Genomic DNA, 10652 nt, shown 5'->3' on the forward strand with positions numbered 1-10652 from the left:
CGCCCCGGCGCGGCGGGGGCGCCGCGGGGGCGCGGCCCCCCCCGGGCGCCCCCCCCCGGGGGGGGGGGGCGCCCCCCCGGTACCGCGATTCCCCATCGCCGGCCAACTCCGGTGACCAGCCGGGCGGATCAGCCCAGCAGGCGCAGCAGCTCCTCGGCCGCCCCCGCCGACGACGCCGGGTTCTGGCCCGTCACCAGGTTGCGGTCGACGACGACGTGCGGCGCCCACGGCTCGCCCGCGGCGAAGTCCACGCCCAGCTCGACCAGCCGGTCCTGGAGCAGCCACGGCGCCTTGTCCGCGAGACCCGCCTGGCGCTCCTCGTCGTTGGTGAAGGCGGTGATCCGGTAGCCGGCGAACGGCGACCCGCCGTCCTCGGTCCGCGCGGCCAGCAGCGCCGCCGGGCCGTGGCACACGACGCCGAGCGGGCGGCCGGAGGCGAGCGCCCTGGTCAGCAGCCGGCCGGACTCGGGGCTGACCGCCAGGTCCTCCATCGGGCCGTGGCCGCCGGGGTAGAACACGGCGTCGTAGTCGGCCGGGTCGGTGTCCTCCAGCTTCACCGGCCGCCGCAGCTCGGCGACGGCGGCGATCGCCTCGGCCGTCGCCTGGTCCGGCACGCTCGCCCGGTCGGCGACCGGCACCACGGCGCCCGGGGTGGCCACGGTGACCTCGTGGCCGGCCTCGGTGAAGGCGCGGTACGGCACGAGGACCTCCTCGGCCCAGTAGCCGGTCGGGTGCGCGGTGCCGTCGTTCAGCGTCCAGACGTCGGCGCCGGTCACGACGAACAGGATGGTGGCCATGGTGCAGTCTCCAGGGGTGCGGTCCGACGCTCCGGCGGTCCTCCGCCGGAGTGCTCACGGCCCGACGCTAGACGCGCTCCACCATCGCCCACCAATGGCCTGGGCGATGTCCGGTATCGGGAATCCGATGGCTCCGGACGACACCCCGGCCATCGCCGTCCCGTAGGCTCGCGCCATGAGCGATCGGGAAATCCATGGCTCCGGCCCGCTGGACCTGAACCAACTGCGGACCTTCCTCGCCGTCCACCGCGCCGGCTCGTTCACGGCCGCCGCCCACCGGCTCGGACTGTCCCAGTCGACGGTCACCGCGCAGATCCGCGCCCTAGAGCAGCGGCTCGGCCGGGAGCTGTTCGAGCGCGGCGCCCGCGGCGTCGCCGCCCTGCCGTACGCGGACGACCTCGCCGCCCGCCTCGCCGACCCCCTCGACCGGCTCGCCGACGCCACCGGCGAGCGGGCGGGCGGCACCCCCGAGCCCGTGCACCTCGCCGGGCCCGCCGAGTACCTGGGCACCGTCCTGCTCCCCGCGCTCGCACCGCTCGTCGCCGGCGGCGTCCAGTTGCGCGTGACCACCGGCCTCACCGACCCCCTGCTCGCCGAGCTGCGCGCCGGGCGGCACGACCTGGTCGTCGCCACCCGGCGCCCGCGCGGCCGGACGCTGCACGCGGAACCGCTCGCCGACGAGGAGTTCGTCCTCGTCGCGGCACCGGCCTGGGCGCAGCGCCTGGACGGCCGGGAGCTGCCCGCCGCCCTCGCGGACGTCCCGCTGCTCAGCTACGCCGCGGACCTCCCGATCGCCCGCCGGTACTGGCGGCACGTGTTCGGCGAGCGCCTGCACGCCCGCGCCGCCCTCACCGCCCCCGACCTGCGGGCGGTCGTCAACGCGACGGCGGCGGGCGCCGGCTGGAGCGTCCTGCCGAGCTACCTGTGCCGCGCCGAACTCGCCTCGGGCGCGCTGCGCCTGCTGCACCGGCCGGAGGACCCGCCGATCAACACCGCGTACCTGGTGCAGCGCCCCGCCGCGTCCGCCAATCCGCACGTCGCCCTGGTCCGCGAGCGGCTCGTCGCGGCCGCGCACACCTGCTGAGGCCCCTTCGCCAGGGTTCCGTCAAGATCGGCGGTCAGTTCACAAAGGGGGGCTACGCTACTGGTGGTTCGTAGCGGCACCTACCGGGAGGGAGGCGAGAGAAATGGACTCCAGTAGTAGTCCGGGCCACAGTCGGCCCTGTTCCCCGCTTTCCGCACCCCGCCCCGGCGCGCGCTGACGCCAGTCGGTCCGCTCGCGCGCGCCCTCCCCCCGGCCCCCGGCCGTCGGAGGTTCGCCATGACCCGCCTGTCCTTCCCACGCTTCTCCCCGTCGCACGCCCCCACCCGCGGCACCGGCCTGCTGCGCGGCCTGCGCCGCACGTCCCCGCACCTGCCGCCGCTCGGGGCGCTGCCCGCCGACGCCCCCATCGTCCGCGGTCGGCTGCGCCTGACGCTCCAGGACGGCACCCCGCGCCTGTACCTGCTCGACCACCGCGACTTCGCCGCCACCACGTCCCCCGACGTGGCGTACGACGCCCGCGTACAGACCGCCTACCTGTTCGCGCTCCAGGGCCACGGCCCCGACTGCCTCGCGCGGCACCTCGGTCTCCCGCTCACCGCCGCCGAGGCCATCGCCGCGCATGCCGCCCGCTCCAGTGCGCCCGGCGCCGCCGGAGCACCCGGCACCGCCGGCACCGCCCGCGCCATCCCACAGGCATGAAGCCCGGGCGTCAGATCGCCAGGTCCCGCCGCTCCAGCAGCCGGAACGCGGCGAGCAGCCCGACCGCGCCGACGCCCACCAGGACGCCCAACGAGTGCCACGGCACGCCCCCGTGGGCCAGGACGTCGCCGGGCGCGTAGTAGTGGAACGGGCTCAGGTACCGCAGCGGCGCGGCGGGGGACCACGCCAGGGCGATGAAGTTGAGCGCGAAGCCGACCGCGCCGAGGGCCACCGCCGCGCCGATCACGTACGCGCGGCGGCGGCTGAACGCCGAGACCGCGAGCACCGGACCGGTCAGGCCGAACGCCAGTGCGCAGCCCATCAGTCCGGCCGCGAACACCCCGCCCTCGGACACGGCCGCGCGCAGCGTCGGCGAGAACGCGACCCCGAGCGCGATGGTCAGCGTCGCCGCCGCGTTGAGCAGGACCGACGCCGCCACGAGGGCGCCGGCCCGTTCGGCGAGCAGGCGGCGCCGCGAGAGCGGACGGGTCATCAGGAGCTCGATGGTGCCGGACTCGACGTCGGCCGCGACGGCGGCGGCGCCGAGCGAGCCGATGACGGTCAGGTGCAGCGCGATCCAGAACGGGTGGGTGAGTCCGGCGCCGAGCAGCCCCGGGTAACTGGCGATGGAGACGTCGCCGTTGGAACCGCTGAAGGCCTTGAACGCGCCGGGCGGGGTGCGGCGGGCGCCGAACAGGTCGCCGTGCGGGACGGTGCTGGTGATCACGGTGATCAGGGTCTCGAAGACGACCATGCCGAACAGCAGCCCGAGCAGCATCCGGCGCCGCCGGTGCAGGGCGAGCCAGACCAGCGGGAGGCGGCGGTTGACGGTGCGCGCGATCACGGCCGCTCCTCGGGCTCTTCCGCCGGCGGCTCGTCCGCTTGCGACTCTTCCTCTTCCGGCTCTTCCGAGTTGCGGTAGAGGTCGAGGAACGCCTCGTCCAGTCCCGCCTCCTCGACGGTGAGGTCCGCCACCGGCAACGCCCCGAGCAACTCCCTGACCGTCTCGACGAGTTCGTCCGGTGGTACCACCAACTCCACGCACTGCCCCTCCCACCGCGGGGACCACCGGTCGGCGGCGCCGAGCGGCCGGGCGCCCCGCCCGTCGGCGAGGACGAGCCGCACCCGCCGCGCCCGCGCCTGGCGCAGCTCGGCGACCGAGCGGACGGTCACCAGCCGCCCGCGCCGGACGATCGCCACCCGCTCGCACGTGCGCTGCACCTCGGGCAGGACGTGGCTGGAGAGCAGGACGGTCCGCCCGGCGGCGGTCTCCTCGGCGAGCAGTTCGAAGAACGTCTCCTGGACGAGCGGGTCGAGGCCCTCGGTCGGTTCGTCCAGCACCACGACGCCGGGCCGGTGCTGGAGCGCCTGGACGAGCCCCAGCTTCTGCTTCATCCCGCGCGAGTACTCCCCCACGGCCCGCCCGAGGTCGGCGCGGGTGAGGGCGAGCCGCTCGCACAGCTCGCGCCGGCGGGGCACCGGGGCGCCCTGGAGCGCGGCGAGGAGGTCGAGCGTCTGCTGCCCGGTGAGCTCGGGGTAGAGCCGCAGTTCGCCGGGCAGGTAGCCGATCGACGGCGCGAGCCGGCGGTGGTCGGCCACCGGGTCGAGGCCGAGCACCCGCACCCGGCCGCCGGAGGGCTGGAGCAGCCCGACCAGGCAGCGCAGCGTGGTCGTCTTGCCCGCGCCGTTCGGCCCGAGCAGGCCGAAGACCTCCCCGGCCGCGACCTCGACGTCCAGCCGGTCGATGCCGACGGTGGCGCCGTACCGCTTGGTGAGCTCGCGCAGTTCGATCACCGGTCTGCTGCTGGGCATGGCCCGCACCTCCGCTCGCGGCCCCGCGGCCCTCGACGGGCCCGGTCCCGGGCCCGGTCCCGGGACATCAAAGCCTTCCCCGCGGAAGGTGTCGAGCAACACCGCCGGACGGGCGCGGCGCTCAACCCGTGCAGACGCCCAGCAGCACCACGCACAGCAACGGCGCTCAACCCGTGCAGACGCCCAGCGGCACCACGCACAGCAACGGCGCTCAACCCTTGCAGACGCCCAGCGGCACCACGCACAGCAACGGCGCTCAACCCTTGCAGACGCCCAGCGGCACCACGCACAGCAACGGCGCTCAGCCCTTGCAGACGCCCAGCGGCACCAGCCGGGCCACCCGGCGCGCCAGCCCGGCCTCCTCGGTGACGGCGGCCACCGCGTCCACGTCCTTGTACGCCTGCGGCGTCTCCTCCGCGAGCGCCCGGTAGGAGGCGGGCCGGACGGCGATCCCGCGCGCCTCCAGCTCGCCGTGCAGCGTCTCGCCCCGCACCGTCCGCAGCGCCTGGTGCCGGCTCCACACCCGCCCGGCGCCGTGGCAGGCGGAGTGGAACGCGTCGTTGCCGGGCAGCCCGACCATGACGTACGACGCGGTGCCCATCGTGCCGGGGACGAGCACCGGCTGGCCGGCCCGGACGAGGTCGGCGGGCAGGTCCGGGTCCCCGGCCGGGAGCGCGCGGGTGGCGCCCTTGCGGTGGACGCACAGCCGCCGGGCGACGCCGTCCACGTCGTGCGTCTCCAGCTTGGCGAGGTTGTGCGAGACGTCGTACACGAGCTCCAGGCCGACCCCGAGGGCCGTCGCGAAGGCGCGGCGGGCCGCCTCGGAGAGCAACTGCCGGTTCGCCCGGCCGTAGTTGGCCGCGGCGATCATGGCGCCCAGGTACGCCCGGCCGCGCGGCGAGTCGACCGGTGTGCAGGCGAGCTGGCGGTCCGGGACGTCGATCCGGTAGCGGTGCAGCTCGCGCTCCATGGCGTGGACGTGGTCGGTGCAGACCTGGTGGCCGAGGCCGCGCGACCCGCAGTGGATCATGACGCAGACCTGCCCCGGCCGCAGCCCGAAGGCCGCCGCCGTCTCCGCGTCCCACACCGCGTCCACCGCCTGCACCTCCAGGAAGTGGTTCGCCGAGCCGAGGCTGCCGACCTGCTGCAGCCCGCGCTCGACGGCCCGCGTGCTCACCTCGCCCGGCGCGGCGCCCGCCAGGACCCCGCCGTCCTCGCAGCGCTCCAGGTCGCGCGGCACGCCGTGGCCGTGCTCGACGGCGTAGCGGGCGCCGCCGACGAGCAGCTCGTCCAGTTCCCGCGGTCCGTCCAGCCGCCACAGGCCGCCGCGCCCGAGGCCGCGCGGGACGGCCCGGTCGAGCAGGTCCATCAGCCGGCGCAGCCGCTCCGCGTCGAGCTCGTCCCGGCCGGCGCCGGCCGCCAGCAGCCGGACGCCGCACGAGATGTCGAAGCCCACCCCGCCCGGCGAGACGACGCCGCCCTGCTCGACGTCGGTCGCCGCCACGCCGCCGATCGGGAAGCCGTAGCCCCAGTGCACGTCGGGCATGGCGAAGGAGGCGCGGACGATCCCGGGCAGCGTGGCGACGTTCGCGACCTGTTCGAGGGCCTTGTCCCCGGCGGCCTGCGGCAGCAGCTCGCGGCTCGCGAACACGACGCCGGGCACGCGCATCGGCGGGGTCCGGTCGATCCGCCAGCGGTGGCGGGCCTCCTCGGTGAGTGTGATCTCCACGGCCGGTGCCTCTCAGACGTCGACGGTGACCCGGCCGGTCCAGCCGCCGGGGCCGGGCCGCAGGTCCAGGCCGTGCAGCGAGACGGCCTTCGGCACGGCGCCGACGAGCGCGGCCGTGGCGGTGTCGGCCATCTCGAAGCGCACCTCCAGGGTCCGGCCGCCGTCCGCGTCGTGGATGGCACCGAGGGCGAGCGCCGTCGGGAGTTCGCCGTCGGCGTCCATCCGGTAGACGACCTCCTCCAGGACGCCCGCGAGCAGGTCGGCGTCGCTCGCCGCGATGACGGTGCAGGCGCGCTCGCCGACCGAGCCGGCGGCGGTGAGGTCGGCGAAGCTGTCGACGACGGCGCGGACCAGCTCGCCGATGCAGCCCTCGGCCGTCGGCGACCACGCCTCCACCTGGAGGTCCGCCGTGTGCGGCACGGTCCGGTGGCCGCTCGCGGCACTCTCCACGACCTGCCTCCTCTGCCGTCTCCTCCCAGCGTCGACCCGTGGGGCGGGCGGCGGCAAGAGCGGGCAGCGGCGAGTGCGGCCGGGCGGCGGGCGGCGGCGAGAGCCGCCGGGCGAGCGGGCAGCGGCGAGAGCGGCCGGGCGGTCACCGACCGTGCACGCCCGCCGCCGCCAGGTACGCCGCCGTCAGCTCCGGCGTGGCCAGCCACTCCGCGTGGTCGCTCGGCTCCGGGTAGGTGTTGACGAGCCTGCGGGCCACCGCCTCGTGCCGCGCGGCGGCCGCGAACACGCCCTGCACGTGCTCCGGCGCGGCGAGCATGGTGGCGGTGAACTCCACGGTGTGCCGGGCGTGTTGCCGCCAGAAGTCCTCGGCGGTCGCCGCCATCCAGGCCGGTGTGAAGGCGGCGTCGCCGTGCTCGACGATCGCCCGCAGGTACGCGTCGGCCGCGCGGGCGGCGCTGTTGGCGCCCTGGCCGGTGATCGGGTCGTTGACCACGACCGCGTCGCCGATGCCGAGCACGTGCACGTCCCGCGCGCCGCCGAGTGCGGCCACCGGCCGCCGCACCGTCGGCGTGACCGCCCCGAACAGGCCCGCCCCCGCGTCCGTCGGCTCCGCATGCCGCCAGAACTCCGCCTCCCAGGGCAGGTGCTCCGCCAACAGGGCGCGGATCCGGGCCAGTTGGACGTCCGGCGCGGGCGCGTCGGTGAACGCGTCCAGCGGCCCGCCGGGCACCGCCTCCCACAGCAGGATCGCGCACGGCCCGGAGAGCGTCAGGGCCGGCTGGAGGTAGAGGTCCGCGAGGCCGGGCAGCGCGTACATCCGGGCCCGCGGCTCGACGGCCGGGTCGGGGGCGCCGACGCCGTGCGCGTAGAGGCAGGACAGCGACCGCTGCGGCCGGTCGAACGGCGACCGGGCCGCGTCGCGTTCGAAGACCCCGGCCGGGCCGCCGCGCCCGGCCGCGACCACCGTCAGCTCGTGCCGCTCGGCGAGCGCGCGCAGCCCGTCCCGGTCGAGCGTGCGGTACTCGACCCGGCCGCCGCGCTCGGCCAGCAGCTCCAGCCAGCGCGCCAGCTTGAGCCGCTGGTCGACGGACTGCGCGGGCTCGTCCAGCGTCGCGGTGATCTCCAGCGCCCGCACGCCCGGCGGCACGGCCAGCACCATCGTGAGCGTGTCGACGGCGGGCGCGTCGGCGGCCCACAGGTCCAGCCCGGCTGCGGCCTCGATGCGCCGCGCCGGGCCGAACATCGCCTGTGTGGACAGCACCCGCCCGCCGACCAGCTGCTCGGGCGTGCGCTCGGCGACCAGCGTCACCTCGTACCCGGCGGCGACCAGTCCGAGCGCGAGCTGCAGCCCGGCCTGGCCCGCTCCGACGACGGCGATCCGACGCATGCACGCCTCCCGGGCGGCTCGACCGACTGGACGTCAGATGCGTACGGTAGTCGAACGGTAGGGCGCCGTCACCAGCCCGAACCGGACCGGCCGCGCAGGTGCGCGACGAGCAGGTCCAGCACCGCCGGGGCCTGGTCGGTCAGGTAGAAGTGCCCGCCGGGGAAGACCCGCAGGTCGAACCCGCCCGTGGTGTGCCCGGCCCACGGCCGCGCCTGCGCGACCGTCGCCCGGTCGTCGGCGTCGCCGACCAGCGCGGTGATCGGCTGCGGCACGGTGTCCCCCGGCGCGCAGCGGTACGTCTCGATCGCGGTGTAGTCGGCCCGCAGCGCCGGCAGGATCAGGGCGCGCAGCTCCGGATCGGCGAGCAGCCGCTGGTCGGTGCCGCCGAGCCGCCCGATCTCGGCGAGCAGCCCGTCGTCCGACATCAGGTGCACCTCGGTGTCCCGCGGCTCCGACGGCGCCCGCCCGGCCGACACGAACAGGTGCTCCGGCCCCGCCACCCCGTCCCGCGCGAAGCGCCGGGCGACCTCGAAGCACACCGCCGACCCCAGGCTGTGCCCGAAGAACGTCAACGGCCGGTCCGCCCAGGCCCGCAGCTCCCGGTACACGCACTCCGCGAGCTCGGCCACCGAGTCGATCCCGGGCTCCGCGAACCGGTTCTGCCGCCCCGGGTACTGCACCGCGAGCACGTCGGCGTGCGGTGCCAGCGCGGTCGCGTAGTCGACGAAGAAGCTCGCAGCACCGCCCGCGTGCGGGAAGAACACGACGCGCGAGGGCGCCGAGTCACTCGGACTGAACCGCCGGAACCACGGACTCTCGACAGCAGCACTACCGAACATGCGGGGCGACCTCTCTCAGCGGACGATCTTCTGCCACCCCCAGTCTCGCAGGACGGCCCGGCCGGCCCCAGGGGTCACTCGGGCATCTCGTCGTCCGGGTCCAGGAAGGCGGCCCACGGGTCGTTGTAGGCGTCCGGGTCCGTCACCCAGCCCGCCGCGAGGACGAGGCCCGTCGTGCGGTGGACGGCGAGGAAGCCGAAGGGACGACCGAATTCCGCCTGGACGTGGCGGACGCTGTACGGCGGAAGGGCGGCAGCGCCCCCCGCCGCGACGCCCAACGCCGTGACGGCCGCGGCCCGGAAGCCGCGGGGGCCGAAGGACGCGGTGGCGGTCTGGCGCGCGCTGGAGACGTACAGCGGCTCGTCGTCCTGGGAGAGGCCCGGGAGGCGGCTCTCGGTCACGGACGGGAGGCACGCCGTGGTGAGGCCGAAGAGGTCGGGGCGTTCCAGCAGGTCGTGGTCGGCCTCGACGGTGAACTGCGGGACGCAGACGCCCAGGACCGGTTCGCGCTCGTAGCTGCGCCGCCAGGCGACCGTGAGTCCTGGGCCGGGCGCGCCGGTGGGCAGGCGGTCGGCGGTGACCCGGGGGTGGCGGTGCGCCAGGATGCCGAAGCCGGCGGCGAGGACGTCGGCCGCCGGGGCGTCCGCCTCTCCGAGGAGCAGGTGGACGTCGATGTCGTTCCTGCCGAGCACCCGCACCTCGGTGACCGGCCCCGCCGGGGTGTCGGCGACGGCCGCCCGGTCGAGCAGGGAGGTGTACCGCGACAGGTACTCGACCTTGCGGCCCCACGCGTCGCCGTCCACCCGGCCGCCGACGTCGAAGCGGCGGATCCACTCGGTCCGCACGGTCAGGGCGCTGGCCAGCACGAACCGGGTGTCGTCGTCGACCTGCACCGGCATGGCGTCGATCAGCCCGTCCGTACGGCGGGACGCCCAGGCGTCGAGCGCCTTGCGGTCCTGCGCGCCGTCCCCGGTCAGGCGGCCGATCACGTCCGCCGGGAGGCCCGCTAGCCACTCCGGCCGGGGCCGCACCCCCTGGGCCGTCCACAGCCCCAGCGCGGCGGATATGCCCGGCAACTCGTCCAGCAGGACGAGCAGTTGGCGCGCCCGGTCGGCGGCGGCGTCGGCCGGCAGCCCGAGCGCGTTCTCCAAGTCCCGCCGGACGGCCGGGCTGCCCGCCGGCGCCACCAGCCCGAGCAGCGGCCACACGCCGGCGGGCATGAGCAGCGTCTGCCGCCCCTCCGCCAGCGCGTGCCCGGCCCACCGCGCGCCCAGCTCGTTGACCCTGCGTACGATCCCGGCCCTGCTCATCAAGTCCCCTGTCCTCGGCCGTCGCACGGGAGCGTAGGGGTGCCCGGCCGCCTCCGGCCAGCGGTTTTCGCCGCACCCGGCAGGCGTGGTCGGCGGTCGCGCTCAGCGGGCGTCGTACTGCTCCCGCGTCAGCTCGTGGACGCGCACGCGGCGGCCCGTGGCCGGGGTGGTCGTCTCGCGTTCCACCCGCATGCCCAGCTTGTCCATCACGCGCTCCGACGCCGTGTTGCCGATCTGGGCGATGCTGACGATCCGGTCCAGGCCGCAGTCCTCGAAGCCGAAGCGGACGGCCTCCCGCGCCGCCTCGGTGGCGAAGCCCCGGCCCCAGAAGGTGCGGGCCAGGCGCCAGCCGACCTCGACGGCCGGGAGCACCTCGGGCAGGAAGCGCGGGACGGCGAGGCCGGTGAAGCCCGCCAGCTCGCCGGTCCCGCGCACCTCGACGGCGAACAGGCCGAATCCCTCCTCCTCCCACCGCTGTTCGACCAGCGTGGTGAAGCGGCGGGGGGCCGCGGGCGACCCCCGCCCGCGCGGCGGCCGGCCCCCCCAACCCCCACTCGCGGGCGTGGTGTGGGGGGAAGCCGCCC

At 76.2% G+C, this 10652-nt stretch carries 11 protein-coding genes; 2 read left to right on the forward strand and 9 right to left on the reverse strand.

What is annotated here, in order from left to right; genetic code table 11:
- Nucleotides 1-128: 128 nt before the first annotated feature.
- A complete protein-coding gene (locus ACFV4G_RS06520) occupies nucleotides 129-797 on the reverse strand; it encodes a type 1 glutamine amidotransferase domain-containing protein (RefSeq protein WP_380437132.1) in 669 nt (222 codons plus the stop codon).
- Nucleotides 798-972: 175 nt separating this feature from the next.
- Here ACFV4G_RS06520 and ACFV4G_RS06525 point away from each other — a divergent pair, with 175 nt between their 5' ends.
- Together ACFV4G_RS06525 and ACFV4G_RS06530 are read left to right on the forward strand one after the other, a co-directional pair.
- A complete protein-coding gene (locus ACFV4G_RS06525; RefSeq protein ID WP_380437134.1) occupies nucleotides 973-1881 on the forward strand; it encodes a LysR family transcriptional regulator in 909 nt (302 codons plus the stop codon).
- Between the two features lie 237 nt (nucleotides 1882-2118).
- Complete coding sequence (locus tag ACFV4G_RS06530) at nucleotides 2119-2541, forward strand: hypothetical protein (protein ID WP_380437136.1); 423 nt, start codon at nucleotides 2119-2121, stop codon at nucleotides 2539-2541.
- A 10-nt stretch (nucleotides 2542-2551) separates the two neighbouring features.
- Here ACFV4G_RS06530 and ACFV4G_RS06535 read toward each other — a convergent pair whose 3' ends face one another.
- From ACFV4G_RS06535 to ACFV4G_RS06570, 8 genes are all read right to left on the reverse strand, one after another.
- Nucleotides 2552-3385, reverse strand: coding sequence for an ABC transporter permease (locus ACFV4G_RS06535; protein WP_380437138.1), 834 nt, complete (start codon nucleotides 3383-3385; stop codon nucleotides 2552-2554).
- Nucleotides 3382-4353, reverse strand: a complete 972-nt coding sequence (locus ACFV4G_RS06540) for an ABC transporter ATP-binding protein (RefSeq protein WP_380437140.1) — start codon at nucleotides 4351-4353, stop codon at nucleotides 3382-3384. The genes ACFV4G_RS06535 and ACFV4G_RS06540 overlap by 4 nt, the downstream gene beginning before the upstream one ends.
- A 301-nt stretch (nucleotides 4354-4654) precedes the next feature.
- On the reverse strand, nucleotides 4655-6082 hold the full coding sequence (locus ACFV4G_RS06545; protein ID WP_380437142.1) for an RtcB family protein: 1428 nt from the start codon (nucleotides 6080-6082) through the stop codon (nucleotides 4655-4657).
- A gap of 12 nt (nucleotides 6083-6094) precedes the next feature.
- Nucleotides 6095-6532, reverse strand: coding sequence for an archease (locus ACFV4G_RS06550; RefSeq protein ID WP_380437144.1), 438 nt, complete (start codon nucleotides 6530-6532; stop codon nucleotides 6095-6097).
- A 142-nt stretch (nucleotides 6533-6674) separates the two neighbouring features.
- Nucleotides 6675-7919 (reverse strand): styrene monooxygenase/indole monooxygenase family protein, encoded by a 1245-nt coding sequence (locus ACFV4G_RS06555; protein ID WP_380437146.1) that lies wholly within the window; start codon nucleotides 7917-7919, stop codon nucleotides 6675-6677.
- 68 nt (nucleotides 7920-7987) lie between these two features.
- Nucleotides 7988-8758 carry a thioesterase II family protein gene (locus ACFV4G_RS06560; protein WP_380437149.1) on the reverse strand — a complete coding sequence of 257 codons (771 nt, stop codon included), beginning with the start codon at nucleotides 8756-8758 and terminating at the stop codon, nucleotides 7988-7990.
- 74 nt (nucleotides 8759-8832) lie between these two features.
- Nucleotides 8833-10068: a serpin family protein gene (locus ACFV4G_RS06565; RefSeq protein WP_380437151.1), complete on the reverse strand. Its 1236-nt coding sequence runs from the start codon at nucleotides 10066-10068 to the stop codon at nucleotides 8833-8835.
- A 102-nt stretch (nucleotides 10069-10170) separates the two neighbouring features.
- A partial coding sequence (locus tag ACFV4G_RS06570) for a GNAT family N-acetyltransferase (RefSeq protein ID WP_380437153.1) occupies nucleotides 10171-10652 on the reverse strand: 482 nt, incomplete at its 5' end.

Source organism: Kitasatospora sp. NPDC059747 (genome assembly GCF_042732955.1).
GTDB lineage: Bacteria > Actinomycetota > Actinomycetes > Streptomycetales > Streptomycetaceae > Kitasatospora.

What these genes read in the sequence shown, in the direction of transcription:
- ACFV4G_RS06560 (WP_380437149.1), bottom strand. Translation starts at nt 8,758, where the DNA reads ATGTTCGGTAGTGCTGCTGTCGAGAGTCCGTGGTTCCGGCGGTTCAGT.
- ACFV4G_RS06565 (WP_380437151.1), bottom strand. Translation starts at nt 10,068, where the DNA reads ATGAGCAGGGCCGGGATCGTACGCAGGGTCAACGAGCTGGGCGCGCGG.
- ACFV4G_RS06530 (WP_380437136.1), top strand. Translation starts at nt 2,119, where the DNA reads ATGACCCGCCTGTCCTTCCCACGCTTCTCCCCGTCGCACGCCCCCACC.
- ACFV4G_RS06520 (WP_380437132.1), bottom strand. Translation starts at nt 797, where the DNA reads ATGGCCACCATCCTGTTCGTCGTGACCGGCGCCGACGTCTGGACGCTG.
- ACFV4G_RS06525 (WP_380437134.1), top strand. Translation starts at nt 973, where the DNA reads ATGAGCGATCGGGAAATCCATGGCTCCGGCCCGCTGGACCTGAACCAA.
- ACFV4G_RS06555 (WP_380437146.1), bottom strand. Translation starts at nt 7,919, where the DNA reads ATGCGTCGGATCGCCGTCGTCGGAGCGGGCCAGGCCGGGCTGCAGCTC.
- ACFV4G_RS06540 (WP_380437140.1), bottom strand. Translation starts at nt 4,353, where the DNA reads ATGCCCAGCAGCAGACCGGTGATCGAACTGCGCGAGCTCACCAAGCGG.